Annotated in this window: 26 protein-coding genes and 3 pseudogenes; 18 read left to right on the forward strand and 11 right to left on the reverse strand. The window is 70.1% G+C overall.

Features of this window, described 5'->3' with window-relative positions:
- Positions 1-75 precede the first annotated feature (75 nt).
- Entirely contained in the window at positions 76-1,539 is a 1,464-nt protein-coding gene (locus ACNAW0_RS00640; RefSeq protein ID WP_416285646.1) for a PepSY-associated TM helix domain-containing protein, read from the reverse strand.
- A gap of 475 nt (positions 1,540-2,014) precedes the next feature.
- On the opposite strand from ACNAW0_RS00640, the gene ACNAW0_RS00645 reads away from it, so the two are divergent.
- A complete protein-coding gene (locus ACNAW0_RS00645) occupies positions 2,015-2,716 on the forward strand; it encodes a YcnI family protein (RefSeq protein ID WP_416285647.1) in 702 nt (233 codons plus the stop codon).
- Positions 2,717-2,807: 91 nt separating this feature from the next.
- Positions 2,808-3,314 carry a superoxide dismutase gene (locus ACNAW0_RS00650; RefSeq protein ID WP_416285648.1) on the forward strand — a complete coding sequence of 169 codons (507 nt, stop codon included), beginning with the start codon at positions 2,808-2,810 and terminating at the stop codon, positions 3,312-3,314.
- A gap of 258 nt (positions 3,315-3,572) precedes the next feature.
- Here ACNAW0_RS00650 and ACNAW0_RS00655 read toward each other — a convergent pair whose 3' ends face one another.
- The 5 genes from ACNAW0_RS00655 to ACNAW0_RS00675 all read right to left on the reverse strand — a co-directional run bounded on the left by ACNAW0_RS00655 (position 3,573) and on the right by ACNAW0_RS00675 (position 7,601).
- Positions 3,573-5,159, reverse strand: a complete 1,587-nt coding sequence (locus ACNAW0_RS00655) for an FAD-dependent monooxygenase (protein ID WP_416285649.1) — start codon at positions 5,157-5,159, stop codon at positions 3,573-3,575.
- Between the two features lie 72 nt (positions 5,160-5,231).
- On the reverse strand, positions 5,232-6,029 hold the full coding sequence (locus ACNAW0_RS00660; RefSeq protein ID WP_416285650.1) for a metal ABC transporter solute-binding protein, Zn/Mn family: 798 nt from the start codon (positions 6,027-6,029) through the stop codon (positions 5,232-5,234).
- On the reverse strand, positions 5,953-6,837 hold the full coding sequence (locus ACNAW0_RS00665) for a metal ABC transporter permease (protein WP_416285651.1): 885 nt from the start codon (positions 6,835-6,837) through the stop codon (positions 5,953-5,955). The genes ACNAW0_RS00660 and ACNAW0_RS00665 overlap by 77 nt, the downstream gene beginning before the upstream one ends.
- 3 nt (positions 6,838-6,840) lie before the next feature.
- Entirely contained in the window at positions 6,841-7,473 is a 633-nt protein-coding gene (locus ACNAW0_RS00670; protein ID WP_416285652.1) for a metal ABC transporter ATP-binding protein, read from the reverse strand.
- A complete protein-coding gene (locus tag ACNAW0_RS00675) occupies positions 7,470-7,601 on the reverse strand; it encodes a hypothetical protein (protein WP_416285653.1) in 132 nt (43 codons plus the stop codon). The genes ACNAW0_RS00670 and ACNAW0_RS00675 overlap by 4 nt, the downstream gene beginning before the upstream one ends.
- Positions 7,602-7,693: 92 nt before the next feature.
- On the opposite strand from ACNAW0_RS00675, the gene ACNAW0_RS00680 reads away from it, so the two are divergent.
- Both ACNAW0_RS00680 and ACNAW0_RS00685 read left to right on the forward strand, forming a co-directional pair.
- Positions 7,694-7,879: a hypothetical protein gene (locus ACNAW0_RS00680; RefSeq protein WP_416285654.1), complete on the forward strand. Its 186-nt coding sequence runs from the start codon at positions 7,694-7,696 to the stop codon at positions 7,877-7,879.
- Positions 7,809-8,189: an acyl-CoA dehydrogenase family protein gene (locus tag ACNAW0_RS00685; RefSeq protein ID WP_416285655.1), complete on the forward strand. Its 381-nt coding sequence runs from the start codon at positions 7,809-7,811 to the stop codon at positions 8,187-8,189. The genes ACNAW0_RS00680 and ACNAW0_RS00685 overlap by 71 nt, the downstream gene beginning before the upstream one ends.
- 56 nt (positions 8,190-8,245) lie before the next feature.
- On the opposite strand, the gene ACNAW0_RS00690 is transcribed toward ACNAW0_RS00685, so the two are convergent.
- Positions 8,246-8,989 carry an integrase core domain-containing protein gene (locus tag ACNAW0_RS00690; RefSeq protein ID WP_416285656.1) on the reverse strand — a complete coding sequence of 248 codons (744 nt, stop codon included), beginning with the start codon at positions 8,987-8,989 and terminating at the stop codon, positions 8,246-8,248.
- Positions 8,990-9,338: 349 nt separating this feature from the next.
- Here ACNAW0_RS00690 and ACNAW0_RS00695 point away from each other — a divergent pair, with 349 nt between their 5' ends.
- The 3 genes and pseudogenes from ACNAW0_RS00695 to ACNAW0_RS00705 all read left to right on the forward strand — a co-directional run bounded on the left by ACNAW0_RS00695 (position 9,339) and on the right by ACNAW0_RS00705 (position 12,470).
- Positions 9,339-10,517 (forward strand): ferric reductase-like transmembrane domain-containing protein, encoded by a 1,179-nt coding sequence (locus ACNAW0_RS00695; RefSeq protein WP_416285657.1) that lies wholly within the window; start codon positions 9,339-9,341, stop codon positions 10,515-10,517.
- 525 nt (positions 10,518-11,042) lie between these two features.
- Entirely contained in the window at positions 11,043-11,549 is a 507-nt protein-coding gene (locus ACNAW0_RS00700; protein ID WP_416285658.1) for a DUF1775 domain-containing protein, read from the forward strand.
- A 323-nt stretch (positions 11,550-11,872) separates the two neighbouring features.
- Positions 11,873-12,470, forward strand: a pseudogene (locus ACNAW0_RS00705) (sigma-70 family RNA polymerase sigma factor).
- On the opposite strand, the gene ACNAW0_RS00710 reads toward ACNAW0_RS00705, so the two are convergent.
- On the reverse strand, positions 12,467-13,051 hold the full coding sequence (locus ACNAW0_RS00710) for a (2Fe-2S)-binding protein (protein WP_416285659.1): 585 nt from the start codon (positions 13,049-13,051) through the stop codon (positions 12,467-12,469). The pseudogene ACNAW0_RS00705 and the gene ACNAW0_RS00710 sit on opposite strands and share 4 nt — an antisense overlap.
- A gap of 330 nt (positions 13,052-13,381) precedes the next feature.
- Here ACNAW0_RS00710 and ACNAW0_RS00715 point away from each other — a divergent pair, with 330 nt between their 5' ends.
- On the forward strand, positions 13,382-13,519 hold the full coding sequence (locus ACNAW0_RS00715; RefSeq protein ID WP_416285660.1) for a hypothetical protein: 138 nt from the start codon (positions 13,382-13,384) through the stop codon (positions 13,517-13,519).
- An 11-nt stretch (positions 13,520-13,530) separates the two neighbouring features.
- Positions 13,531-14,081 (forward strand): annotated as a pseudogene (locus tag ACNAW0_RS00720) (HAD domain-containing protein).
- Between the two features lie 24 nt (positions 14,082-14,105).
- Here ACNAW0_RS00720 and ACNAW0_RS00725 read toward each other — a convergent pair.
- Complete coding sequence (locus ACNAW0_RS00725) at positions 14,106-14,321, reverse strand: hypothetical protein (protein WP_416285661.1); 216 nt, start codon at positions 14,319-14,321, stop codon at positions 14,106-14,108.
- A gap of 88 nt (positions 14,322-14,409) precedes the next feature.
- On the opposite strand from ACNAW0_RS00725, the pseudogene ACNAW0_RS00730 reads away from it, so the two are divergent.
- Both ACNAW0_RS00730 and ACNAW0_RS00735 read left to right on the forward strand, forming a co-directional pair.
- Positions 14,410-14,685, forward strand: a pseudogene (locus ACNAW0_RS00730) (methyltransferase domain-containing protein); the annotation flags it as partial.
- A 68-nt stretch (positions 14,686-14,753) separates the two neighbouring features.
- Entirely contained in the window at positions 14,754-14,996 is a 243-nt protein-coding gene (locus ACNAW0_RS00735; protein ID WP_416285662.1) for a GTP-binding protein, read from the forward strand.
- Between the two features lie 154 nt (positions 14,997-15,150).
- Here the strand turns inward: ACNAW0_RS00735 and ACNAW0_RS00740 are convergent, their stop codons facing one another.
- Complete coding sequence (locus tag ACNAW0_RS00740) at positions 15,151-15,798, reverse strand: choice-of-anchor M domain-containing protein (RefSeq protein ID WP_416285663.1); 648 nt, start codon at positions 15,796-15,798, stop codon at positions 15,151-15,153.
- Between the two features lie 48 nt (positions 15,799-15,846).
- On the reverse strand, positions 15,847-16,500 hold the full coding sequence (locus ACNAW0_RS00745) for a choice-of-anchor M domain-containing protein (protein ID WP_416285664.1): 654 nt from the start codon (positions 16,498-16,500) through the stop codon (positions 15,847-15,849).
- A gap of 252 nt (positions 16,501-16,752) precedes the next feature.
- Between ACNAW0_RS00745 and ACNAW0_RS00750 the strand changes: the two genes are divergently transcribed.
- From ACNAW0_RS00750 to ACNAW0_RS00780, 7 genes are all read left to right on the forward strand, one after another.
- Positions 16,753-18,213, forward strand: a complete 1,461-nt coding sequence (locus ACNAW0_RS00750; RefSeq protein ID WP_416285665.1) for a choice-of-anchor M domain-containing protein — start codon at positions 16,753-16,755, stop codon at positions 18,211-18,213.
- A 156-nt stretch (positions 18,214-18,369) separates the two neighbouring features.
- Positions 18,370-19,557 (forward strand): WxL protein peptidoglycan domain-containing protein, encoded by a 1,188-nt coding sequence (locus tag ACNAW0_RS00755; protein WP_416285666.1) that lies wholly within the window; start codon positions 18,370-18,372, stop codon positions 19,555-19,557.
- 64 nt (positions 19,558-19,621) lie between these two features.
- Positions 19,622-21,214: a TIGR03773 family transporter-associated surface protein gene (locus tag ACNAW0_RS00760; RefSeq protein WP_416285667.1), complete on the forward strand. Its 1,593-nt coding sequence runs from the start codon at positions 19,622-19,624 to the stop codon at positions 21,212-21,214.
- A 2-nt stretch (positions 21,215-21,216) separates the two neighbouring features.
- Complete coding sequence (locus tag ACNAW0_RS00765) at positions 21,217-22,818, forward strand: anchored repeat ABC transporter, substrate-binding protein (RefSeq protein ID WP_416285668.1); 1,602 nt, start codon at positions 21,217-21,219, stop codon at positions 22,816-22,818.
- A gap of 44 nt (positions 22,819-22,862) precedes the next feature.
- On the forward strand, positions 22,863-23,801 hold the full coding sequence (locus tag ACNAW0_RS00770; RefSeq protein ID WP_416285718.1) for a choice-of-anchor M domain-containing protein: 939 nt from the start codon (positions 22,863-22,865) through the stop codon (positions 23,799-23,801).
- Complete coding sequence (locus ACNAW0_RS00775; protein ID WP_416285669.1) at positions 23,798-24,541, forward strand: anchored repeat-type ABC transporter ATP-binding subunit; 744 nt, start codon at positions 23,798-23,800, stop codon at positions 24,539-24,541. The genes ACNAW0_RS00770 and ACNAW0_RS00775 overlap by 4 nt, the downstream gene beginning before the upstream one ends.
- Positions 24,541-25,470, forward strand: coding sequence for an anchored repeat-type ABC transporter permease subunit (locus ACNAW0_RS00780; RefSeq protein WP_416285670.1), 930 nt, complete (start codon positions 24,541-24,543; stop codon positions 25,468-25,470). The genes ACNAW0_RS00775 and ACNAW0_RS00780 overlap by 1 nt, the downstream gene beginning before the upstream one ends.
- Positions 25,471-25,778: the final 308 nt, after the last annotated feature.

Consider the following 25,778-nt stretch of genomic DNA (forward strand, 5'->3'; position numbering starts at 1 on the left):
CGTTGACGCTGCCTCGAGTGTCCGGGCTGTGGGTGACGCTAACGGCTGTGCCGGGAGACGACGGCGGTCGGTGGCTTACTGGTTGGCTGGTGCCGGGGAGACCGGTGAGGGTTGGTCCCGCTGGCCACGGGCGGTGCTGATGATGACGTCGATGACGAGGAACGCGGCCAGCGGGATGCCGAACATGGGGATCACCCAGCCGATCGCGAACACCACCGGCACGCCGATGGCGATGGCCCAGGCGGGCAGCTTCTGCCAGGCGCCGCGGGCAGGTGGGGTGCCGACGATGGCGCGACGGTCGGCGCGGGTGGGGCGGCGTTGCCACCACATCCGGTATCCCCACACGATCACGCACAGCAGCCCGAGCGCGAGCGCGGCGAGCAGGATCTGGTTGGCGATGCCGAACAGTCGACCCATGTGCGCTTGGACGCCTAGTTTGGACAGCTGGGCCAGCAGCGGCCAGTCGGCGAAGTTGCTGCGGGCGACGACTGTGCTGGTGACCGGGTCGATGGTGGCGCGGTCCAGGTGCACCGGCCAGGTGTTGTCGACCTGGGTCACCGTCCACGCGCTGGCGGCGTCCTCGGGGATGCCGATCTCGACCGGCCCGGCCAGGCCGTGGTCGCGGGCGATGCGCAGCACGGTGTCCGCTGCGGCCGGGTCGACGGCGCTGTCCCCGCCGCCGGCGCCACCGTGGTGGCCGCCGCCGGCCGGCGGCGCGCCGCCTGCCAGGGCGGTGGCCAGCTGCGGCTGGTGCGCGTCGAGCGCGGTGAGAGCGTTGTCGAAGTTGCCGCCCGCGTACCGGGACCATGTCAGCCCGGTCGCGGACAGGACCAGTAGCCCGACGGCGATCCACACGCCGGTGGCCGCGTGCCAGCCCCGGGTACGACGCACGCCCTTCCCGGCGGTCAGGTCCGGCAGCAGCAGCCGGCGGGCTTTCGGATTCGCGCCGCGCTGGCGGCGCCACCACAACGCCAGCCCACCGAGGACCAGCACCCACAGCCAGCTCGCCGCGAACTCTGAGTAGTGGCGGCCGAGGTCGCCGAGGTGCAGGTTGCGGTGCAGGTCATCCAGCCAGGTGGTGGCCGGGGTGGAGCCCCACCACGTGGTCAGGGTGCCCTTCACCTCGGCGGTGTACGGGTCGACATAGACGGTGTGCTGTTTCTCGCCGAGCTCCGGCATGGAGAACACCACCTGGGTGGTGGCGTCGATGTCGCCGACGATGACACTCATCGGACTGCCGTCGGGGTGGGCAGCGCGGGCGGCGGCGACCTGCTCCGCGAGGGGCTTGGCGGTCGCGCCGGCGTGCGCCACCGTTAGCTTGTCGCCGTAGAAGAGTTGGTCGAGCTGCGGCGTCGCCGTGTACAGAAGGCCCGTCACTGCCGCGACCAGCAGGAACGGAGCGACCAGCACACCGGTGTAGAAGTGCAGCCGGACCAGCAGTGCGCTCAGGTCCGATGAGCGGCGGTTGGTGGACTGAGTTGGGGGTGGGGATGTAGTTGGTGCCTCGGCGGGCTGGTCGGAAACGTCGGTGACGGACATGGTTCCTCGTTCGGTCTCAGGGTCGGCCAGTGGCCGCCACGCTTGGTCCTGCGCACGACTGCACGCCGCGTCCCCACGTCACGGCGTGCCCGTCAGACGGCGGCAGGCTGCCGGCGCCCGTTGAATAGTCGATCGCCAGGGGCGGAAAGTTCCCCGCCACGGCAGCCCTGCATCGCGCAATCTCCGTCAACGAGGTCGGGGACTGGCCCCGCGCCCAACCGGGACCAACCAGATGCGCTCGGCTGCTGCAGGGCCGTCGCGCTGCAGCACGCACCGGCGCCCGACCCGTGAGGTCCGGTCTTGCTGTCCCGCCGCCTACCGTGGCATTCCGTCTCGGTGGCCGCTGGTGCCGCCGCAGCCGAGTTCGGGTTCGCCCGGTTCGAGGACGCCGGAACTATTCCCGCGTGACGGACGACTAGCAGAAGGTGCCGGGCACGCCGGCTGCCTTAGAAAGAGACGAAAAGGACGCCCTGATATGAATCGGTCCCTGCTCGCGAGAGCGGCCATCATCGCCGCTGCTGTCGCCGCCATCACCGTCGGGGTGGCTGGCCCGGCGTCGGCGCACGTCACCGTCAACCCGAAGGAGGCGACGCAGGGCGGCTACACCAAGGTCACCTTCCGTGTGCCGAACGAGAAGGACAACGCCAACACCACCAAGATCGAGGTCAACCTCCCGGCCAGCTCGCCCATCGGGTCGGTGTCGCTGAAGCCGCTGGCCGGGTGGACGGCGCAGACCGAGACGTCGAAGCTCGCCGCGCCGATCAAGGTCCACGACTCGGAGCTGACCGAGGCGGTCACGAAGATCACCTGGACCGCTGACGCCAACTCGGCGATCAAGCCGGGCCAGTTCCAGGAGTTCGACGTCTCCCTCGGCCCGCTGCCGGAAACCGACCAGCTCGTGTTCAAGGCCCTCCAGACCTACTCCGACGGCGACGTGGTGCGGTGGATCGACGAACCGACCAGCGGCGCCGAGCCGGAGCACCCGGCGCCCGTGCTGAAGCTGACGAAGCAGGACGCCGCCACTGCTGCCGCCGACCCCGTGGCCGTGGCCGAGACGAGCAACGACAGCGACAAGGACAGCAGCAACGGCAGTGCCTACGGCATCGCCGGCATCCTGCTCGGCCTCGCCGGCCTCGTCGCCGGGCTGCTCGCGTACCGCCGCGCCCAGCGCGGCTGACCCGGCGGACGCGCACCCGACCGCCGACCGGGCGCGGGCCGGCAGACGTACACCGGCTGCCGGCCCGCCGCATGGTGGTGCTCGCAAGACGATGCCAGGTCTGCGTGCTGACGACCCACCCCGCCACGATCAGTCCGGCCCGGCGGCGTACGTCAAGGGCAGCAACGACGCTCTGGAACAGCTGGCCGAGGCCCGCGACAAGGGCGACTTCGCCGCCCTGGTCGGGCTGGAGGAGAGCTTCGCGTTCAACCTGTCCGGGCACGTGTCCCACTCGATCGTCTGGAACAACCTCTCGCCCGACGGCGGCGGCCGCCCAGTCGGGGAACTGGCGGCGGCGATCGAGGAGCACTTCGGCTCGTTCGAAGGCTTCGCGGGTCAGCTGTCGGCAGCGACGAAGAGCGTGCAGGGCTCCGGCTGGGGCGTGATCGCCTCGGAGCCGCTCGGGCAGCGACTCATCGTGGAGCAGGTGTACGACCACCACGGCACCGTCGGGCAGGGCAGCAGCCCGCTGCTGGTCTTCGACGCCTGGGAGCACGCCTACTACCTGCAGTGCCGCAACGTCCGCCCGGACCACGTCGACCGGCTGTGGACCTGGTGAACTGGGCCGACGTCACCGCCCGCTTCGATGCCGCCCGCGCAGCCACGCCCAAGCTCTGACCGACGAGACGGGACCGGTTCCCATCGCGGCGGACCTCGTCCCACGCGCCGCCGGGGTCAAGGTCATCGCGGCAAGGCACCGCGGTGACCCCGCCGGCGCGGAGGCACTCCTCGCTTCGCTCGACTCGGCGCAGGCCCGCGCCCTTGGCTTCTACCTGCTCGCCGACCTCGCCCTCGGGCTTGTTTGGGCGCAGGCCGGTCAGCCCTGGACGATCTGGTCCGACAGTGCTGCGCGTGGTGCCCCGGTGACGCTCAGGATGCTGTCGAGCAGGGCTGCTTCGCCGCGCCAGGCGACGTGACCGTCCGGTCGGACGAGGACCGCTCCGGTGTGGTCGATGCCGCAGATGTTCAGGTAGCCGGCGAGGTTCGCCGGCGACAGCAGGTCGGGCAGCGGGTGGACGGCGACGGGGATGCCGTGTGCCCGCGCCCCGGTCACCGCCGCGTGCCAGGCTCCGGGGTCGCCGCCGGTGAGCAGGGTGAATCCGGCGCGGTCCAGGATATCGAGGGTGGATCGGGTGCGGTTCTGGTCCAGCCAGGCGTGGGGGAGTCGGTGGCCGGGTCGGCCGGTGGGGTTGAAGTCGGCGACCGGGTCGCCACCGGGAGCGGCGGTGCCGTCGGGCACCACGGCAGCCGAGGCGTAGTGGTAACCCAGGACGAGTCCTTCGCTGGGCCGACCGCGCGGGGGAGCGCTGGTGTGGTGGGCGGTGATCGTGTCGATCAGGCGCCGGTGGGACTCGATGGCGCTGGCCTGAGCGACCGGGCGGCGTTCGGGGTCGTAGGTGTCGAGTAGGGCGGCGCTGGCCCAGCCGTGGTGGACGGCGGCGAGTTTCCAGGCGAGGTTGTCGGCGTCGGCGATGCCGCAGTTCATGCCGAACCCGCCGTAGGGGGTGGTGACGTGGGCGGCGTCTCCGGCGAGGAAGACGGGCCCGGCGCGGAAGCGGTCGGCGACGCGGGCGGCGGCGTGCCACACCTGCCGGTCGACCAGTGTGATCGGCAGGTCCGGTAGTCCGGCGGCGGTGCGGATCAGATCGGTGCAGGCGGTGTCGTCGAGGTTGGCGAGACCGGGGTCGTCGCCGTCTGCGACGAGGTTGAACAGCCACCGGCGTTGGTTGTCGACGGCGAGGAATGCACCGTGCAGGCCCGGCCGGGTGATGGTGTACACAGCGCTGGGGCGGTCGACGACGTGCGGGCCGAGGTCGGCGTCGAAGAGGATGTTCAGGTTGTGCGACACCCCTGTGGGGCCGGTCATGCGTATGCCGAGCCGTTGGCGGATGCCGCTGCGGGCGCCGTCGGCGGCGACCAGCCAACGCGCGCGGATCTTCTCGTGCCTTCCGCCGCGCTTGAGCGTGGCGATGGTCCGGTCGTCGTCGATGCTCAGGTCGACCAGTTCGGTGCCGAAGTGGACGCGCCCTGGGTTGAGCCGTTCGGCATGGGCGCGCAGCAGGGGTTCGAGACGGTCCTGGGAGCAGAGCAGGGTGTAGGTGGGGCTCGGCACGGGCGGTCGGGAGTCGGGACCGGTGACGATGCGGGTGCCGTGCGGGTCGGTCAGGGTGCGGCCGGTGAAGAAGGCCAGGTGGTCGCGGGGCAGCCCGGCGGCGGTGATTTCCACCTCCAAGCCCCAGGATCGGTATATCTCCATGCTGCGGATGCTCAGGGCCCGGCCCTTGGGAAACGCGGCCGTCCGGGGGTGCCGCTCGACGAGCATCGCGGGGACGCGGAGCTGGGCGAGGCGGATGGCCAGGCTGAGTCCGACCGGCCCGCCCCCGATGACGAGTACGGGGATCATGTGGCCTCCTCGGTAAGGGCCGGTGGGGGTGCGGCAGCCGCACCCCCACCGGCCGGGCTGATTGGGTGTCGCTCAGGGCTTGAGCGCGGCGGTCAGCCGTTCGGTGTTGGTCTTGAAGACAGCGAGCAGTTCGAGGTCGGCGCCGGGGTAGTTGACGATGTCGACGCGGGTCGCGCCGGGGATGTCGGGGTTGGCGCCGGGCAGGTGCGCGTTGGCCAGTACCAGGGTCGGCTTCTTGGCGGTCAGGTCGGCGAGCTGGCTTGGGGTGACCGGCTGGGGCCCGTAGGTGCCCACCACCGTGATGCCGGCGAAATCGCCCCAGAACGCCATGAACAGGTGCGACGCCGCCGTCGGGGCCGGATTCGGCAGGGCGGCCTTCACCTGCTCGGACAGGGCCGTGTACTCGGTGTTGAAGGTGGAGATCCACGTGCCCGCGGCGGACGTGGTGCCGAACATCCCGGCGAGCCGCTGCACCTCGGCGGTGATTTTCGGCGGGGTGTTCTCCAGCTCTACGGGGACGAGTTTGCCGGAGCCGTCGGCGGCGTCCTTGAGCTTGGCGGCGAAGCCGTCGAACTCGGCGTAGAGGATGTAGTCGGCGCTGGCGACGGCGGCGAGATCGCTGGGCTTCGGGTCGTAGTCCGGTGGGTGTTGGACGCTGGGTGGTGCGATCACGGTGATGTTGGTTGCGCCGGCGGCCTTGGCCAGGGCGCCGACCCAGCTGGTGGAGGCGACCACCTTCGGCCCGTTCGCCGCCGCCGTCGACGCGCCGCTGCTGCTGGCGGGTGCCGGGTCGTCAGTGCTGCCGCATCCGCTGGCCAACAGGGACAGGGTCGCCACCGCGGTCAGCGCGGCGGTCCGTATCAATCGCATCATGTGCTCCTTCGGGAATCAGATAGGTGAGCAGGGTCAGGGTCCCCGCGACGAGGACGAGGACGGGGCCGGGCGGCTGGTCGAGCAGCAGCGCGACGGCGAAGCCGCCGCCGTTGCCGAGCAAGCCGAGCGCGACGGCCCACAGCACCATCGAGCGCAGGGAGCGGCCGAGGTTGCGGGCGCCCAGCGCGGGGAGGATGGTCAGGGCGTCGACCAGCAGCGCCCCGGTGAGTCGGATCGACGCGCCGATGGCCACGGCGACGACGACGAGCAGGGCGAGCAGCAGCGGTCCGGCGGCGACTCCGGAGCAGAGGGCGAGTTCCCGGTCGAACAGCAGCAGCGCGAGCTGCCGCCGCCAGCGCCAGAACAGCAGGTGGACGACCACGGTGAGTATGCCGAGGACAACGAGGTCGATCTCGCGGGTGGCGAGGATGGAGCCCCACAGCAGCTCGAACGCGCCGGTGGCGTTCACCCCGGACACGGACAGCACGAGCAGTGCGGCGGCGATGGCGAAGGTCATCAGTAGGCCCATCGCTCCGGGTAGTCCGGCGGGCCGCCGGGACAGCGGCGCCGCGCCCGCGCCGGCGAGGGCGCAGGCGGCCAGGCCGCAGAGCATCGGGTCCAGGCCGGTGAGCAGGCCGACGGCGATGCCGAGCAGCGCCACGTGCATCATCGCGAACCGCACGGCGATGATGTCCAGGCCGATGATGAAGACCCCGACGATCGGCAGTCCGACGGCGGCGATCAGCAGGCCGATTCCGGAGCGCTGTACGGCGGGCAGCGCCAGCAGGTTGAACAGTTGGTCCATAGCTCAGATCACCCGCAACCTTCCGGCGGCCATCTCCGCCACCCGGTCGCAGGCCCGCGACATCGCCCGGTCGTGGGACACCACGACCACGGTGACCGGCAGCCTCGCGAGCAGGGTGGCGATCTGTTCCTGGCCGTCGAAGTCCAAGGCGGCGGTTGGTTCGTCGGCGAACAGCAACCGGGCCCCGGCGGCGACCGCCCCGATGGCGCGGGCCAGGAATACCCGTTGCAACTGCCCGCCGGAGAGGGTGTGCAGCGGGCGGCGGCCCAGCCCGGCGACGCCGAGCCGGGCGGCGGCGTCGCGGGCCGCCTCTGGGTGGCCACCGCTGTCAAGCAGTTCGTCGACCAGCAGCGGAAACCGGCCCGGCGTGAGGCGTTGCGGCACCCAGGCCACGTCGCGGCGTCGACGCGCCCACTCTGCGCTGCGCCGCGCCCCGACGCCACCCACGGTGACGGTGCCGCCGGCTAGGGGATGCAGTCCAAGGGCGGCCCGCAGCAGAGTCGTCTTGCCGGAGCCGTTGGCGCCGGTCAGGGCGACGTGCTCGCCGGCGGCGACGTCGAGGTCGACCGCGTCGACCGCAGTGCGCCGGCCGTAGCGGCAGGTGACGGCGGTGAACGTGACGGCGGCGGCGGTCACGCTTCGACCCCGCCGGTGAGCTGTTCGACGCAGATCGCGTCCGCCCCTGAGCCGGCGCCGCCGGCCACGGTCACCCCGTCCAGCGGCGGACCGTCCACCCGGCTGTCCACCACTAGATCGCTACGCACCGGCAAACCCGGAGTGCGCTACGTTGATCGCCCACATGCACCAGTAGTCGGGTCGCGTTTGACTGCGGTTCCCTCGATTTTCGGGATTCGCCATGGATGACCTGCCGGTCCGCGTCGCGTCCTTCGTCACCGACCGGGTCATCCCCGCCGAACCCGTGCTCCTCGGCAGTGGAGCCGACGCCGCGCAGACCATGGCCACGCTGCAGTGTGCGGCCCGCGCCGCCGGACTGTGGGCACTGCCCTGCTCAAGCGCCTCGGCGGCCAGGGCCTCGACCTGACCACGTACCCACCACTTGCCGAAAGTCTTCGAAGCCGCACCAACATCGCCGCCGCCCGCCCCTCACCTCCGCCAGCGTCGACGCGATCACCATCGATGGCGATACCCGCATCGCCGTCGGCACCGTCAAGGTGGTGACCGCCCGCGCCCTGCACGCGGTCGTGGACCATGCCATCCAGGTACACGGAGCGGAAGGCCTGACCGACGACACACCGCTGCCGGCGCTGGCCTGCGCCGCCCGGATCCCCGACGGCCCCGACGAACTGCACATCACGACCGTGACCCGCCGTCTGTTCGCCCGGACTCCCTGACGCCTACCAGGGGTGCTCGTCCACCCTGTACCTGCCAAGAATGCCATCTGGGCAGCTCAGGCGGCGTGCTCGTATTCGTGAAGGACACCACCGAGGCGGTCGCGCCGGTGGATGTTCAGCCGGGCGAGTTGGTTCGGGTCGGTGATTGGTTCGGGGAGCGGCTTCAGCGGCCGGAGGTTCGCGATCCCCTGATGTGGTCGGTGTGGGTTGTAGAACCACTCGTACTCCCGCAGCGCATGTAGCAGATGCCGATGGTTCCAGATCAGCGTGCGGTCCAGCAGTTCGCGGCGGCAGGTCCGCACCCACCGTTTTATGATCGCGTTCATCCGGGGTACCTGGACGCCGCTGAGCACGACCTTGACGCCGGCGTCGGCCAGGATCGCGTCGAACAGCGCCGGATACTTGCCGTCCCGGTCCCGGATCAGGTATTTGACTTTCCCGCCGGTGCCTTCGAGATCCATCACGAGGTTGCGTGCGGCCTGGCCGACCAGGCTCCCTGGCCGGGCGCAGCACCAGGCCTGGATCGACCGTAGCGTGCGGGGCCGGCCGCGCCGCCTGGGCCGCGACAGCGTGGCGTGGCGGCGGGCGATCAGGTCACGGTGCCACTTAAGGATCGTGTCGGGGCTGGGCCAGCAGCCGTAGGCGCCGCAGGGTCGTCCTCGGCAGCGGGTGCAGCAGCGCGGCCAGCCACGCCGATCGACCGGCTCGAACCGGACCCGTTGCCCGCCGAGTTGGCGCTGCAACACCGCAAGTTGGTGACGCAACGACAGGATCTCGATGTCCCTTGTCGCGGTCGCCACCAGGCAGCAGTCGCAGCACCGTAAACGCGTTCGTGATGCCCAGGTAGGCCAGTCGCAGCAGCATGAGGCGGCATCATCGCGTAGTCATCGATGACGATGGTGGAGGGCGTAGCCGTCTAATTCAGACACCGGTACAGCCCGAGCATAGCCGTCAGGTGCCGAGCATGACCGAAGCCCGACCCTCGAAACCGCAGCTCACGAGTGGTGACCGAGTATCGGAGATAGGACAGCCTTTCGAGCACGATCTCGGAGGTGGTTGATGGGACGTCCCCCGGAGGTCTTCGTCCAGCCGGTCACGATGTCTGAGGGGCAGCGGCTGCAGCGGATCGGGCGGACGTCGAAGGACCTGGTGAAGCTGCGGCGGGCGATCGTGGTGTTGATGTCGGCGCAGGCCAGAGCATCCCGGACATCGCTCACTGTGATTATCGGGTGGTCCTTGTTAGCCTCGCAACGAAGATCGTTGCTGGCCGTTGAGGAGGCCTTGGTGTCCGACGTTCAAAAGATTCGCCAGCCACAGTGGTTCGACTTCGTCGCGTTTCGTCAAGACGTTCGCGCTGCCCTGGCCGACGCCACCGCGGCGCTCGTCATCACCCTGGCCGTCTTCTTCTGGCTCTACCAGCGCATCGAGTCCGGTTCGTCGATGACGCTGCAGGTGATGCCGATGCTGGCCGACGCCGACAAGTACTGGATGTACTGGATGTGCGAGGCGTTCGGATGGTCCGGCCTGCTGTGGGCGTGGATCACCGTGATGCTGGGGCTGCTCCGCTCCAGCCGTCACCTTGACTGGCTGCCGGTCTCCGTCGCCCGGATCGAGAAGTGGCACCGGACCACCAGCCTCACCACCATCGCGCTGATGTTCGGCCACGCGTTCTGGCTATTCGCCGAATTCGTCCGCGACAACGAGGGCCGACGCGGCTGGGGCGGGCGGACCTGGAGTGCGTTCGTCGACACGTTCGTCCCGGGGGCGTATGCCAGCGGCACGGGAAAGGTCGCCATCTTTATCGGGCTGCTCGCCTTCTACCTGGCCATCCCGCTCGGCCTCGCCTTCTACACGCGCAGGTCGATCGGCGCGCGGATCTGGCGGGTGCTGCACGCCTCGATCCTGGTGGTGTACGTCCTCAGCGTCTGGCACACCCTGCTGTACGGCACGAACGTGTGGTACGACGGCTGGTTCCGCACTACCGTCTGGCTACTCCAACTGCCCGTCGCCGCCCTGCTGCTGACCAGGCTGCTGGCACCGGCGCGCCGCCCCGGACAACGCAGGCTCGACCTGTTGGGACGCGCCGTAGCCCGCAGCTGCGCCGCGGCGACCATCGTCATGGTGCTCGCCGTGGCCGCCAGTGGGCGTGATGGCGGGCGCACTCCCGGTGCCGATGGCGCCGGACTCAACGTCACGCGCACCATGGTCTGGATCGGGCTCGTGGTGTTCATCGCCGCGGTCACCGCGTTCGTGTACCGAGCACAGCGCATCACCCCCTCACGACAGACCAGGACGGAGCGCGAGGAGGTCGAGAGTTCGCCCGTGTGATGCCGGGTAAGGGCGCTCCGTGTGTCATCGGAGGACGCGGCAGGCGACGGTGGTGATGTGAGGTTCGTCGGGGTCCTGCCATGAGCGTGCCGTGGCAGGCACCGAGTCTGCCAACGGCCGACCCTGGTAGAGCCCATTAGGGATACGACTACACCGACATGCGGAGATGGCTCCGTGGCCAGGGCACCACCCCACGCATCGCCCGCCGCGACGCCGAGCGGTATGCCCGGCTGAAGCGGGAGATCGCCGCTGCTGGGATCGCTCCTGGCAACTATGCGAGGGCGAAGACGGCCCTGATCCAGGCGCTGATGGACCGGGCACGGGCGGAAGGGCGCACCTCCAAGCTCTGCGGTGCTCGCGGGCGCGAGCGGACTCGGGGTGGTCGCGACGTTCACCGCTGGCCTGACCGAACGCAGCAATCTGAGCGAAGACGCGGCTGTGGGCCCTCAGGATACTGAGTCCGGTGCTGGGCTGGGGGCGGACTGCCTGACGGCGACGAGCATCGTGAGTCTCTGGAGGGATCGAGTGATCAAACTGATGCGACGTGCCGGTGTCGTCCTGGTGACCGCCGCCGTGGCGGTCGGCGTCGCCGCCGTGCCCGCCAGCGCCCACGTGGTGGCCACGCCCAACACCGCGGGCACCAAGTTCTTCCACACCGAGTTCCGGGTCGGGCATGGGTGCGCCGGCTCGCCGACCACAGCCGTACGGGTGCAGATCCCCGAGGGCCTGCACCTCGTCACCCCGGATCCGGTGCCCGGCTGGGAGGTCCGGGTGACCCGGGCGGTCGGCCAGGGTGTCGGCTACGGCCGGATCACTGAGGTGGCGTGGGTCGGCGGACCGCTGCCCGACCACGACGTCCAGCTGTACGGCCTGGGCTTCCGGATTGACGAGCAGGCGCCCGAGGTGCTGTGGTTCCCGACCATCCAGGAGTGCGAGGTGGGCGAGACCCGTTGGGAGCAGATTCCGCCCAGCGTGGCGGAGTGGCACAGCGTGCCGAGCCCGGCCCCGTACGTGATCAACACGGCCTGGTAACACGACCGGCGGTTGTGCCGCCGGTGCCACCCTCGGGGGACCTCGTCCGCAAGGGGACGGTCACCACCATCCGCTCTGGGCAGGCGACCCCGAGGGTGGCGGTGCCGGCCCGGGGCCGACACCGCGGTGGCCTGACCTCCGTTCTGGACGCCCGGCCGCGCGTCGACGGCGGCTGGGCCCCCGGCGGTGAAGCGTTGACGCCGAAGACATGGAATGTAACGATGCTCGGCCCCGGCACCTCAGGCCGTCGCCCGTACCACCCCTAAATGACCTCCATCCAGCGTTAGCTCTAGTTATAGATATCGATATGTGGTCTGTTCGGCATGCTGTCGACTAAGGTTGATGACGTCCAGATCACGACGTGGGCGTTAGCGGCCAAGGCTGGTGACCGTGTGGCCGCTACGGCGTTCATCGGGGCGACCCGGCCCGATGTGGTGCGGTTTCTCACGTATCTGATCGGCGTCCGTGAGGCGGAGGATCTCGCCCAGGAGACCTATCTGCGGGCGATACGCTCACTGCCCCGGTTCGCTGCTCGCTCGTCGGCGAAGGTGTGGCTTTGGCGATCGCCCGACGAGTGGTCGTGGACCACATCCGCTCGATCAAGGCGCAGCCCCGCATCACAGATTGGGAGAGTGGCAGATCGCCGCAGAGGGGGCCCACGCTCGACACTCGTCACGGCTCGAGGACCACGTGCTGCTGCGTCAGCTGCTTTGGGACCTGCCACAGGATCGGCGGGAGGCCTTTATTGCGACCCAGGTGAGCGGCCTCAGCTACGCGGAGGCCGCTCTGGTGTGCGACTGCCCTGTCGGGACGATCCGGTCCCGCGTTGCCCGTGCTCGCAAGAGCCTCGTCGCCGCCCTGCAGGCACGCGAAGGTCCCTCCAACGGTGAGCTGCCGGAGCGTCCGGCAGTTGGAAGTTAGCAGGTGTCACTCCTGCCCCTGACGGTTCTGGTGACGGCGGCATCCTGCAGCGGGCAATCGGCGCAGACGTGAGCGGCAGGGAGGCGATAGCAGAGGCAGCAACTCCGGCGGGTGACGCTGTCGACGATGAGCCCTCCGTCCTCGTCCACCGTGTGTCGCGCGGCGTCGCGTAGCAGCGGCGTGTCCAGAAGGCGAGCGGTGATCCGGCGTACGAAGGCATGGGACGGGCCGCCGCTGAGGGCGCGGGTGGCGCTGACGAGCATGGAGGCGCTGTTGCCCAACATCAGGCCGTGGGCGAGGCCGGCAGTCCGGCGGAGGGCCGCGTGCATCGGGTAGACATGGTCGTCGATGACGGTCTGCATGAGCAGTTCGGTTGTGGTGTTGTCATCGGCATGCCACCCATGGTGTCGGACGAGCGCGAACCGGGCACGTCCATCCGTGCCGTGCCGGCATCGCAGGTTACGCAGGTCTGGAATGATTTGGCCGACCGCGATCGCGCCGAGGGTGATCGACCACAGGCGCAGCGTGTGATCCAGGTGCATCGCGGAGGCTGCGACGCGCCGTTCGCAGTCGTCGAGCAATCGTCGATATGCCGCTCGCCAGCCCAATGAGATCCCGAAGCCGTCGCGTGCGCGCAGGCTACGCCGACGGGTACGGTCGTGGCTGCTTCCGCGCCGCGCGTGGCTGGACCGAGTCGCAAATTCACGCGGTGGAATCCGCCAACTCCTGTACTCGGTCGGACTTGCGGTCGCTGCCTCGGTTTTGGCGATCTCGGCCTTCGCGTTCAGCTACCCAGGTCTACTGCTGTTCGCCATCATGCTTCTCGGAGCGCTGATATGGTGCCGCAAGGACAACGGGTATTGGTGAACGACGTGATAGGTGCGTACGGCTCCACGCTGACGGAACCACGCATGATTGCCTACTTTCGGGCCGATGAGCCGCCGCGCGAGTGGCTGGACTCGGCTGCGCACCAATTCTGGCCGGATGTGGACTTCGGCAACGCGGGCGTACGCCGCCTCGCCGATCACGGGATCGGCACCGCGCGGTGACGGATCGTCCGCTGCTGTTTCTCGACGTGGACGGGACGCTTCTGCCCTTCGGCCGCGCCGCGGGCCCGATAGGCAATGACGCCAACCCTCTGCTGGCATGTCTCGACGCCCACACGGCCGCCGGCTCGCCGCGTTGTCTTGTGATCTCGTGTGGGCTACGACCTGGATGGCCGAGGCAAACGAGGTGCTCGCACCACGGCTCGGCCTGCCCCAACTGCCGGTTGTCGACTGGCCGTACGACGAAGGCGACGGCGGTTGGCTGCACTGGAAAACGCGCCGCCTCGTCGAGTGGGCCGCAGGACGCCGGTTCGCCTGGGTGGACGACGAGATCACCGACGCCGACCGGACGTGGGTAGCAGCGAACCACAGCGCTTCCGCGCTCCTGCCTCGCGTAGACCCACGCCGCGGCCTCACCGACGCGGACTACCAAGCGGTCGCGCGATGGCTGAACGAGGAGGACCTGCAACGCAATCACGATTCGATGACCGAATGGACACTGCGGACAGGGCGTCCAACGGTCAGGACAATTGCAGGTCGGCAGCGATTCTGGCCATGTAGTTAGGGTTCAACTCGGGCCTCGGACACGTTATTTCCACACGAAGCGTGATGGTTCTTCGTGTTTTGCCTGATCCCCGTCCTGTTGGGCGGGGATTTTTGCTGTGGCGGCGAGGCCGCTTCCCTGCGGGTGGAGCGTGTAGATCGCGGTCTCGGCTTCGAGGGTCCAGGTGTGGTGGTCACACACGATGATCATGTTGTTGGTGCGCAGGTAGGCGGCAACCTTGTCCGGGTCGGGGCTGCGCAACGCGGGATGACTGCTCTGTCGCCGGCTATGTCAGTGCGTTCACCACCCCTCGCGGCCGAACTGGGCGTGGGCGTCAGCGGTTGAGATGATGCGGTTATCTGCGGAGGTGCGAGCGTGCGGTCCTGGCTCGCCGAGCGCGTCGGACCGACGGGGCACCTGCTCGCCACCGACGTTGACGTCTCGTGGATGGCCGCGACGCGGACTACGAGGTCTGCTGCCACGCGGCGCCGGTCCACCGCCGGGGGACGGATTCGACCTGGTGCACGCGCGGCTGGTTCTTGTGCACGTCCCCCAGCGCGCTGCGGCGCTCGCCGCCATGGCCTCGGCGTTGCGGCCCGGCGGCTGGTTGCTGGTGGAGGAGGCTGACCCGATGATGCAGCCGCTGCTCAGCCCGGACGAGTCGGGTCCGGCCAAGCGTTCCCTGCCGAGACCATGGTCACCGCACTGTTCTCGGCAAGACCCGGCCGGTGGGACCCCGTGGTTCCCGTGGCCGTGTCCGGCGAGTGGCCCGACGACCCCGACGAGCGCGCGGAACTGCTCGCGCGGCGGGACCCGGTGTGCGGCGACCGCGACCAGGAACTGGTCTTCATCGGCGTCGGCCTCGATGCCGAGCGGCTCCACGCGGCGCTCGGCGAGCACGGCTGGCGGGAGCTATCCGATCCGTTCCCGCGGTAGGGACCTGGACGGCCCTGCACGCCCACGGGCACGAGGAACCCCGGCTGGGGAGTCCGCCGGGCGCGACCGGTGACGGTGCCATCGCGTCCGTTGCCCCCACGGCCCCCGCCCGGCTTGTGGCCGATGGTCGGGGGCCGTGGGTGTGGTTGCGGTGTCAGCCGACCTGGATGGTGTAGCTGACGGTGGGACTGGCGACTCCGGAGCCGCCTTGCGTGGTGGCCTTGAACACCAGGGTGTAGGTGCCCAGCGCCGAGAACGCCCAGTTGCCGTGGGCGTGCGTGCCGGCGCTGATGCCCCCGGGCCAGGTGGAGACCGGGCAGCCGGCGGCGGTGTTGGAGTTGAGCCGGTAGGTGGGGGTGCCGAAGGCGTTGGTGGTGTAGAGGGTGAATCGGCCACCGGCGGGGACGGAGGAGACGCTGACGAGTTCCATCTTGATCGGTCCCTGGTCCGCCGGCACGTCCTCGGTGTTCCAGCCGGCCCACAGCAGGTTGGTGTTCTCGGCCTGCGGGGCGACGTAGGCGGTGGAGCCGGCCGTGCCGAGGCAGTTCCAGGCGGATCCGCTGGGCACCGTGATGGCGGAGCTCGACGGCAGCCGCAGGGTCGTGCCCGCCGGGGTGAGGTCGTCGTTGGCGGGGTTGTACGTCCTGATGTCGAGTGTGAGTGCGCCGTTGGCGTAGTCGATGTCGAGGATGTCGACGTGGCCGGCCTCGATGGTGGCGGCGGACGCTGGCGCGGCGGCGAGACCGATGACGGTGGCGGTGACGGCGGCGGTTACCGCGAGCAGCCGCTTGGTGAGCCTCATGACTGATGTCTCCGTTCTACCGGCCGGAGGCCGGGCTGGGGTTGCGGGTCAGGACTGGACCTGGAAGGTGAGCCACGCGGGTTCTGAGGTCACCCGTTTGCCGGTGGTGGACAGGATCCCGGTGGCTTCGACCTTGATGTGGTAGGTGCCGGCCTTCTCGAACGCCCAGTTGGCGTGCAGGTGGCTGCCAACCGGCCTGGTGATCGCATCGGGAAGGCCGTCTTCGCTGTCGACGAGCACGTTCGGTGCGCCGACCGGATCGGTGGTGAACAGGCTGAACCCGTCCGGACCGATGACCCGGGTGACCCTGATCTGGACGCTGTCGCCGCCGAAGGTGCCTGCCGCCACCTCCTCGGTGGCAAGGCCCGGCCATAACAGGTTTTCGTCCTGGACCTCGGGGAGGATGTGGACGGTGGCGCCGGGAGGGCCGAGGAACCCGTACCTCGGGTCGTCCGGCACGGTCATGGCCGCCGCAGGCTTGACGACGAACACCACGTCGGCCGGGTTGCGTTCCACGTCCGGGTAGATGGTTTCGTCGTGGACCGAGATCTTGAGTGCGCCGTTCTTGAAGGCGACGTCAACCGCGTCGACGTGCCCTTGGGACAGCACCACGGTGCTGGCCTGGGCGGGTGCGGCCCAGGCCAGCACCCCGGCGGTCATCGCCGCCGTGACGGCGGTTTGTGCCGACATCCTGGCTCGCATGCAACTCCTTCCTCACGTCCGTGACACCGTGTCGCAGGTGATGGAAACGATAACCGTTTCCATATGGCTGTCAAATGGCCTGGTCCGCTCTGCGGCGCAGGGGTGTGGCGACGGGCCGGCCCACCCCTACGTCCTATGGGGAGCGTCTGGTGTGCGTGCCGCCGGGGCCGGTCATCTCGACACGGCGTCGAGGGGCGTGCTAGCTTCCCCGCAACCGACATCGGTTTTCATTTTAAACTTGGAAGGAGGGGAATGCGGGCGAGAAGACTGAACCGCCTTGCCGCCGCTGGCACGCTCTTGGCACTCGTCGGCGGCCTGGTGGTGGCTGTCCCCGGCCCCGCTTCGGCACAGCAGAGCGTGGTGCTGTCCGTAGGCCACGTCGATGCGGCCGATGTGCAGTACGCGGACGGCCAGTTGGCGTTGAAGGTCAACGACGACACCGCGAAGCCGGCGGTCAGCCGAAACCCCCGAGACGTGGTGTTCCAGGTACTGCCGCAGGCCGCGGTCGAGGTGCCGGACATGCCGGAGTACGCGTTTCTCGGGCCCGCCGGCTCGACGGTGTGGCTGCTGCCGATGACGCAGGATCCGAACCTGTTGTGGCCGGGGTGGAACACCACCAGGCTCCCGTCGGGAGTGTTCAGGGGTGAGAAGGTCAGCCTGAGCCTGGTGGACGTCTCCGGACCGGGCCGCGTCTCGGTGTTCATGACCGACCCGATCGGTCTGCCGCTGATGAAGTTCCGCAGCGACGACGGGCTGCCGGACACGATCGACGTACCGGTCGGCACGCACGCCCACGCCAACTGGGTGTTCAGCGCGCTGGGAAGCTACACGTTGACGGTCCGCGCCGACGCCACGCTCACCGACGGGCGGCAGGTGTCCACCGGCCCGGTGGCGTACCGGTTCGTGGTGGGTGACCTGCCGGATCCCAATCCGCCGGTGCAGTTGTCGATCCAGGGCCTGCAGCCGACGTACGCGCCCGCGGCGACGGTGACGCTGACCGCGGTCCAGACCCCGGCCGGCGACCTGAGCCGCTACCGCTGGTTCAGCAAGTGCCCTGGTACTGCGGAGTTCACCGCGGTACCGGGCGAGGCCTCGGCGACGTACTCGTTCACTGCCACCTCCGGGCTAAACGACTGCCAGTACCTGGTCCGGCTGTACCGCGACGGTGAGGTCGTCGCGGCGGAGAGCGGACCGGTGACGCTGACGGTCGATGACGCCGGCGCGCCGGTGCCGTCGCAAACGATTACGGTCACCATCGACGGGACACAGGGGGCGTTGGTCGTCAGCGTGGACCCAGACGACCGGACGGTGAGGCTGCCGGTGGTCGTCTTGTCCTCGGCCGGTGATCGGTGGCAGAGCAGCGGTGACCTGCGTCCGGTCACGGTGACCGACACCCGACCGGGCGCGCCCGGCTGGAACGTCGCGGGGCAGTTGAGCGACTTCGCCTCCGGGGCCGCACGGGTGGGCGGCAAGTACCTCGGCTGGGCGCCCATCGTGCTGGCACAGGCGAACGGCCAGGGTGTGGTGGCGGGCCCGGTGGTCGCGCCCGGCTTCGCCTCCGGCAACGGCCTGGCCGCCAGCAGCCTGCTCGGCTCCGCACCGGTCGGTGCCGGACGGGGCACGGCCCGGCTCGGTGCCGGGTTGAGCCTGGAACTGCCCACCGAAACCGGCGCGGGGCAGTACACCGCGACGTTGACCCTGACTGCCATCTAGATCCATTTCATCGTCTCGGCGGCTCCGGCGAAGGTCGCGGCCGCCGAGACGACGAAATGCTTGAGGACCTGACGGGCGGCCGGCGTTCGTCAGCCCGCACGGCCGGTGGTTCGCCCCTGACCACATCTCGACCCGAACGGACCTGCTGCCTCGATCATGCGCTCACCTCTCGCCATCGCTGTCGGCGTCATCCTGCTCGGCATGGCCCCGTCGCCGGCCCCGGCAACCACACCGACGCCCCCACCGCCACCCCCTGGCCGTTCTTCCACCGTCGCAGGGACGGCCGTCACCTGGGGAGTAAGCCCGTCGAGCCCGAAGGGCCCCAACGGACGCGCGATGTTTACGTACAAGCTGGACCCCGGTGCCAGGTTGACCGACTACGTCGCCGTGACGAACCACTCCGCACGCCCGATCACCCTGAGCGTCTACGCCAGCGACGCGGTCACCACGCCGCAGGGCGGCTTCGACCTGCTACCCGCGGTGCGACGGCCGGTCGACGTGGGTTCCTGGGTCAACCTCACCGCCCGGACGCTGACCATCCCATCGACGTCGCGGGTGGATGTCCCGTTCACCGTCACCGTGCCGGCCAACGCCACCCCGGGTGATCACGTCGGCGGCATCGTGGCGTCCCTCGCGGCCACGACGACCGACGCCCAGGGCAACCGGGTGGCGGTCGACCACCGGGTCGGCACCCGCATCTACCTTCGGGTCACCGGCGAACTCCGGCCGGCACTCGCCCTGGAAGACGTGCGGATACGGCACCACGGTTCACTCAACCCGTTCGGCGGCGGCGACGTCACCGCGACAGCCACCGTTCGCAACACCGGGAATGTCCGGCTCGGTACCCAGCCCATGATGGACGTCGCCGGGCCGCTCGGCCTGGGCGCCGGCACCGCATCCGGCACCGCACTGCCGGAGATCCTGCCCGGAGGCGCGGTAAGGACCACCGTGCGGCTGTCCGGGGCGCCTCCGCTGTTCCGGCTGGCCGTCACCACCGCGGTCACACCGACAGCCGTCGACGGACAGGTGCTCGACCCGCCCCCGGACACCCCGTCCCACCGGGTCACCGTCTGGGCCGTGCCATGGCCCCAACTGCTGCTGGTGGTACTGGTCGCCGGCGCCGTCTGGGCGTTCATGGCGGTCCGTCGCCGTCGTCGGCAGCGGGCGGCCGAGAACCTGGACCGGGCCATCGCCGCCGCGCGCGACCAGGGCCGAGCTGAGGCCGCCGCGACGACAGCACCGGCCACATCGCCCCTGCGCATCACGACGACTGGCGAAGGGCCGCCGCCGAGCGGACCCGACAACGCACCGACGCCCACGGCGACGCCGCAGGCCGGGCCGTGACCGACTGCTGGCCTACCCAGGCGGCCCTGACATCGACAGATGACGAATTCAAGGAGGGAGAACGATGGGAACGGCACGTTTACGCGCCGCTGCGACGGGATTTGCCGCAGCCCTGTTGGCGCTGACCGCAGGTGTCGTGCCGGCGAACGCCGCCACGGTGTCGGTCGACGCCGCCGGCGCGGATCTGGTGTCCCTGTCGGTCGTCGACGGGGACCTGTCGCTGCGCATCCGCGACGCCGGGCAGATGGCCCGGCAGGCGGTCGGGCATGACCCGGCCGACGTGACACTGGGCCCGGACGGCGGCGTGGCCGTACGGGTACCGCAGAACGAGGCGTTCTCCTTCCTCGGTGCCCCCGGGACGGCGCTCTGGTCACTCACGCCCGGGGACGCCGGCCTGCCCGCGCTCGACACCACGGGTGTCGATCGCGGCGAGGTCCAGCGGGACGCGGTGAGGCTGTCGCTGACAGCGGCGGAGGGGCCCGGACACTTCACCGCCTACACCCTGTCCGGGCTGGGCGCGCCCAGGCTGATACTCGGCGCGGACGCCCGGGACGTGGCACTGCCGGCCGCGGCCCGCATTCCGATGGTGTGGGCGTTCGACGCGGCCGGGGACTACCGGCTGACCCTCGCCGCGTCGGCGACGCTGTCCACCGGCCGGACCGTCACCACCGAGTCGACGTACCGGGTCAGTGTCCCGCCCATCCGGCCGGGACCGGCCGCACCGCTACCCGCCCCGGCCGCTGCGGTCAAGGCGCACGCGTCCCCGCTGGCGGGCGCCAAGGCGGTCCCGGGCGCCGCATCGGCCGCGCCCACGGCGATGTCCTCGCCCGCGACGCCTGAGGCCGCGAAAGCGGCCCCTGCCAGGGCGGCGACCACCGGCGTCCGCCGGGTGATCTCTGACGGGCACGTCGACATGGGGCCGCAACTGTCCGGCAACGACTGGACGATCCGCGTCCGGGACGACACGGCCAGCCCACCGGTGTGGCGTGAGGTCGCCGACGTGGTCCTGCACGTCAAGGACAACGCCAAGGCAACGGTGCCGGCCGGGGCGGGCTTCCTCGGCAGGCCGGGAGACACGATCTGGTTGCTGCCGCAGGCGCAGCAGGCCGGAATCGTCTGGCCGGGCTGGAACACCCAGCACGAGTCGGTTGTCACCGGCACCCGGGGCAACGTGACCTGGACTCTCGCCGGCGTCGACGGTCCCGGGCGCTTCACGCTTTTCCTGACCGGATCGTTCGGCAACGCCAACGTCCTGTTCGACTCGGCCAAGAGCCTGCCGCAGCGGCTGCCCATCCCGCCGAACACGCACGCGCACGGCAACTGGGCCTTCAGCAAGCCCGGCCTGTACCGGCTTGCCGTGCAGATGAGCGCTACGACCACCGCCGGCCGAACGGTCACCGACAGCAAGACGCTGACCATCGCGGTGGGCGACAACACCAACCCGAACTCCGGCTTCAGCGGCGGATCCGGAACCGGCGGTGCCGGCAAGCCCGGCAACGGCGATTCCGGCGGCACCGGCCGGTTGCCCCGTACCGGAGAATCCTGGGTCATTCCTGTCGTGGCTGGCGGGCTCCTGCTCGTGCTGACCGGAGCGCTGCTGCGGCTCGCCGCTCGTCGTCGCGACGCGGCGGCGGCTCCCGCCGAGCCCACCCGCTAGCCATGGGGGACAGGAGCACGGCCAGCCCGTGGCGGCGGCTTCTGGTGTTGCCGCTGCTCATCGGGGTCCTGACTGGTTGCCGCGCCGAGGTGGCGTTGAGCGCACACGACCAGCGGGTCCAGGTCATCACGACCACGGGGATCCTGCGGGACCTGGCGAGCCGGGTCGGCGGCGACCGGGTACGGGTCAGCTCACTGGTACCGGACGGAGCCGATCCGCACAGCTACGAACCGTCGCTGCGAGACGTGCGCAACGTCGTGTACGCCGACGTCGCGTTCAGCAACTACCTGCTGTTGGAGGAACAGGCCGTCATCAAGGCGTTGGACGCGAACCTGCGCGACGGCGTGCCGAACATCTCGCTGGCCGAGGGAGCGGTGAAGTACGCGGCGGAGATCATCCCGCTGGTCGAGGACGCGTCGCTGGACACCATCTGGCTGGGCATGCGCGTGCGTGGCACCGGGGCGGCGCAGGGTGCGAACCGCTCCTCCGACGTGCTGCTCAGCGCCACCGGGGTGGAGGGACCGGGCAGCCTGGTCGCCTACCTGACGGAGTCGTTCGGCAATCCGTTGTTCTACGTCGACTCCGCCGACGGGTTCGACCCCGCCAACGGCTACCGGGACGACACCGCCCGCCTGCCGCCGGATGCGCACACCCACATGAGCTGGGCGTTCACCAAGCCGGGCAGCTACCGGCTGACCATGCGGGCACAGCTCGCGGTCACCCCGCAGGCAGCACCGGTCCCGCTCGGCGAGCAGACGTTCACCTTCGCGGTCGGGGTGGATCCGCACTCGGTGCCGGGCATGTCGGGCGCGGAGGTGCTGAACTCCGGGCACGCCGATCTCACCGCGGACATCGATGAGGGGCGGCTGTACCTGTTCGCGGATCCGGAGGGCAGCGGCGAGGCCAACCAGCGGGTGTACGACCCGGCCCGCACGGTGATCGAGGTGCCGAACAAGGCGCTGCTGGAGGTGCCCAGCGACCGAAAGTTCCGGTTCGTTGGCCGGCCCGGCACGCGGGTGTACCAGTTGCCGCAGGCCGTGCTCGGCAAGCACGTGCACGGGGAGATCGACCCGCACCTGTGGCAGAACGTCCGCAACGCTATCTCGTACGTGGAGCTGATCCGGGACACGCTCCTCGGGGTGGATCCGCGGGGCGCGGCGACGTACCGGGCCAACGCCGCCGCCTACATCGCCGAACTTGAACGGCTGGACGGCTACGTCCGGGACCTGGTCGCCCAGATACCGCCCTCGCGGCGGCACCTGGTCACCACGCACGACGCGTTCGGCTATCTGGGTCAGGCGTACGGGGTCCAGATCTCCGGCTTCGTCACCCCGAACCCGGCCACCGAGCCCAGCCTCGCCGACCGGCGCCGGCTCACCGAGACGATCCGCAACCTCGACATTCCCGCTGTGTTCCTGGAGCCGAACCTGGCGGCCCGCTCCACCACCCTGACCGAGGTGGCCCGGGAGGAGCGGCTGCGGGTCTGCCCGATCTACGGCGACACCTTCGACAAGCACGTCACCAACTACGTGGACATGATGCGGTCCAACGCCCGGTCACTGCGCGATTGCCTGACCGGAGCGGCCCGAGGGAGGAACAAGTGACGGCAGGACGGACGCGTTCGCGCGCGGCGCGAGCGGCGACGGCGATCAGCCGATGGGTAGCCCTGACCGTGGTCGCGGTGCTGGCGACGCAGACGCCCGCCGTGGCCGGACAGCCGGCGCCCGGCCCGAGTCAGTCGATCGCGGCGGACCAGCCCATCGCCACCGGCCGGGCCGTGCTCGACGCCGGACACGTAGACATCGGACCCCGCTACGTCGACGGCCGGTGGACACTGCTCCTCCACGACGGCACACAGCAGCAACCGGTGTGGCGCAGCCCCGACGAAACCGTGCTACGCGTCTCCGACGCCGCGCTGCAGGCCGTTCCCGACGACCCCGCATACGCCTTCCTCGGAATCGACGCGGGCAAGCGGGTCCATGTGGTGCCGCAGGTGCAGAACCAGGACGTGGTCTGGATCGGCTGGAACACCCAAGACCCCCAGGTGATGCGGACCATCAACCGCGGCGCCACGCTGAGCCTGGTCGGCGTACGCGGACCGGGCACGCTGACCACGTTCCTCCAGGCGGGCAACTTCGCCGCGCCGCAGGTGTTGTGGCGCTCCGCCGAGCCGGCGGCCCAGCCGTTCTGGGTCGAGGTCAACACCCACACCCACGCCAACTGGGTCTTCTCCACTCCCGGCGTCTACCTGGTCACCGTGCAGGTGTCGGCCGACCTGATCAGCGGCGAGAAGGTCTCCGCCACCCAGACGCTGCGCTTCGCGGTCGGCGACGCGACCAGCACCGACGAAGCCTTCGCGGCTGCGATGGACCGTAGCCCCATACCGGCTGGCGAGGCGGCGGCCGGTGGATCCCGCGACGCCGCCGGCCCGCGCGCCGCCACCTCCCCGTTTTCGCTGGTCGTCGTGCTGGCAGGTGCCGCGTTCCTGCTCACTGCTGGCCTGGTCCTGGTACTGCTGCGGGGGCGCGACGCGAAACGCCGGGCCGAACGGGAGCGCAGCACGTCGCCGTCGGAGGGCCAGCCATGAGAGCACTGGACATCGAACACCTGGACGTGGACCTCGGCGGCCGGCCGGTACTGCGCGGCGTGCGACTGCACCTCGACCGCGGGGAACTGGTGGGGCTACTCGGCCCCAACGGTGCCGGGAAGACCACCCTGCTGCGCGCCATCCTGGCGCTGATCCGCACCAGGGGCGGCCGGGTGCTGGTGGAGGGCAAACCGTCCCGGCCCGGACGCTCGGCGATCGGCTACGTCCCGCAGCGCCACGAGTTCACCTGGGACTTCCCGATCTCCGTCGAGCAGGCCGTGCTGAGCGGCCGGACCGGTCGGATCGGGCTGCTCCGCCGGCCTGGTGTGGCCGACTGGCGGGCGGTCGGCGACGCGTTGGAACGGGTGCAGTTGTCCGCGCTGCGCGGCCGGCCCGTCGCGGAACTCTCCGGCGGGCAGCGGCAACGCGTCCTGGTCGCGCGGGCCCTCGCGTCGGCGCCGAGCATCCTGCTGCTCGACGAGCCGTTCACCGGGCTGGACATGCCCACCCAGGAACTGCTGGGCGACCTGTTCGCCAGCCTCGCCCGGGAGGGGCATGCGGTCCTGATGACCACCCACGACCTGGTTGCCGCGATGGAATCCTGCACCCGGCTGGTCCTGCTCAACGGCCAGGTCATCGCCGACGGGCGCCCCGAGGACCTGCAGGACGTCGAGGTGTGGATGCGCACCTTCGGCGTCAGCGAGACCTCCCCGCTCCTCAAACTCGTAAAGGCCGACTAGTGTCCATCACCGACTTCCTCACCGACCTGCTCAACCCCGACCTCGCGTTCCTGCCCAAAGCCCTGGCGATCGCGGTCATGTCCAGCATCGTCTGCGGCGTGGTCGGCTGCTACGTCGTGCTGCGCGGCATGGCCTTCATCGGCGACGCCGTCGCGCACGCCGTCTTCCCCGGCCTCGCCGTCGCCTTCGTCCTGCAGGGCAGCCTGGTGCTCGGCGGCGCCGTCGCCGGCGTGGCGACCGCCCTGCTGATCGCGATCTTCTCGCAGAACCGGCGGGTCAAGGAGGACTCCCTGATCGGCGTCTTCCTGGTCGCCACGTTCGCCCTCGGCATCGTGATCATCTCGCAGGCGCCCGGCTATGCCGGCTCACTGCAACAGTTCCTGTTCGGCTCGATCACCGGCATCCCGGACCGCGACCTCTACCTGGTGGGCTTCACCGGCCTGGTCATCCTCGGTCTGGTGTTCGCGCTGCACAAGGAGTTCGTCGCGGTCTGCCTGGACCGGGAGATGGCCCGCTCGATGGGCCTGCCGGTCTTCTGGCTCGACATCGTCCTCTACGTCCTGGTGACCCTGGCCGTGGTGATCTCCCTGCAGACCATCGGCAACATCCTCGTCCTGGCCCTACTGATCACCCCCGCCGCGGCAGCCCGCCTGCTCACCGACCGACTCGGCGTGATGATGCTGCTCGCCCCGACGATCGGCGGCACGTCCGCGCTCGTCGGGCTGTACCTGTCGTGGAGCTACGACACACCGGTCGGCGGCACCATCGTCCTGGTCGCCACCGTCGTCTTCCTCGCCGCCTGGTTGTTCGCCCCACGCCATGGACTGCTCACCAAACGCCGCATGCGAATCCAACGGCCCACCGGCGAGGCAGAACCAGCCATCCGCCCGGCCGCCGCGGCCGTAAACGGTCACGACCATCCGGTGTGACGATGGCGGCCGCCCTCACCCTGGACGACGTCGCCCGGTGGCGGCGCGACTGGTAAGCCATGATGCGCCATGACCAGCCCGGCTGCGACGACCTTCTCGCCGCCGGCCTCACCGCTGCGGAGACCTGGGGGCATGCTTTCCGACGGGTGCTCGACGTCGGCAGGGGACCGGGCACCACCGCCGAGACGGTGCTCCGGCGGTGGCCGGACGCGAGCGTTACGTGCTGGACGTCGACCCGAGTATCCGTGCGAGGTCACGGGAGCTCACCATCGTGGTGGCTCCCGATGAGGGCACCGTGTAGCACTCGT

The organism is Micromonospora sp. SL1-18, from assembly GCF_047921505.1.
GTDB lineage: Bacteria > Actinomycetota > Actinomycetes > Mycobacteriales > Micromonosporaceae > Micromonospora.

Bases quoted from the DNA above. Each gene is read 5' to 3' on its own strand.
- ACNAW0_RS00640 (WP_416285646.1), bottom strand. From the start codon at position 1,539: ATGTCCGTCACCGACGTTTCCGACCAGCCCGCCGAGGCACCAACTACA.
- ACNAW0_RS00645 (WP_416285647.1), top strand. From the start codon at position 2,015: ATGAATCGGTCCCTGCTCGCGAGAGCGGCCATCATCGCCGCTGCTGTC.
- ACNAW0_RS00650 (WP_416285648.1), top strand. From the start codon at position 2,808: ATGCCAGGTCTGCGTGCTGACGACCCACCCCGCCACGATCAGTCCGGC.
- ACNAW0_RS00655 (WP_416285649.1), bottom strand. From the start codon at position 5,159: ATGATCCCCGTACTCGTCATCGGGGGCGGGCCGGTCGGACTCAGCCTG.
- ACNAW0_RS00660 (WP_416285650.1), bottom strand. From the start codon at position 6,029: ATGCGATTGATACGGACCGCCGCGCTGACCGCGGTGGCGACCCTGTCC.
- ACNAW0_RS00665 (WP_416285651.1), bottom strand. From the start codon at position 6,837: ATGGACCAACTGTTCAACCTGCTGGCGCTGCCCGCCGTACAGCGCTCC.
- ACNAW0_RS00680 (WP_416285654.1), top strand. From the start codon at position 7,694: ATGGATGACCTGCCGGTCCGCGTCGCGTCCTTCGTCACCGACCGGGTC.
- ACNAW0_RS00715 (WP_416285660.1), top strand. From the start codon at position 13,382: ATGATTGCCTACTTTCGGGCCGATGAGCCGCCGCGCGAGTGGCTGGAC.
- ACNAW0_RS00735 (WP_416285662.1), top strand. From the start codon at position 14,754: ATGGTCACCGCACTGTTCTCGGCAAGACCCGGCCGGTGGGACCCCGTG.
- ACNAW0_RS00740 (WP_416285663.1), bottom strand. From the start codon at position 15,798: ATGAGGCTCACCAAGCGGCTGCTCGCGGTAACCGCCGCCGTCACCGCC.
- ACNAW0_RS00745 (WP_416285664.1), bottom strand. From the start codon at position 16,500: ATGCGAGCCAGGATGTCGGCACAAACCGCCGTCACGGCGGCGATGACC.
- ACNAW0_RS00750 (WP_416285665.1), top strand. From the start codon at position 16,753: ATGCGGGCGAGAAGACTGAACCGCCTTGCCGCCGCTGGCACGCTCTTG.
- ACNAW0_RS00755 (WP_416285666.1), top strand. From the start codon at position 18,370: ATGCGCTCACCTCTCGCCATCGCTGTCGGCGTCATCCTGCTCGGCATG.
- ACNAW0_RS00760 (WP_416285667.1), top strand. From the start codon at position 19,622: ATGGGAACGGCACGTTTACGCGCCGCTGCGACGGGATTTGCCGCAGCC.
- ACNAW0_RS00765 (WP_416285668.1), top strand. From the start codon at position 21,217: ATGGGGGACAGGAGCACGGCCAGCCCGTGGCGGCGGCTTCTGGTGTTG.
- ACNAW0_RS00775 (WP_416285669.1), top strand. From the start codon at position 23,798: ATGAGAGCACTGGACATCGAACACCTGGACGTGGACCTCGGCGGCCGG.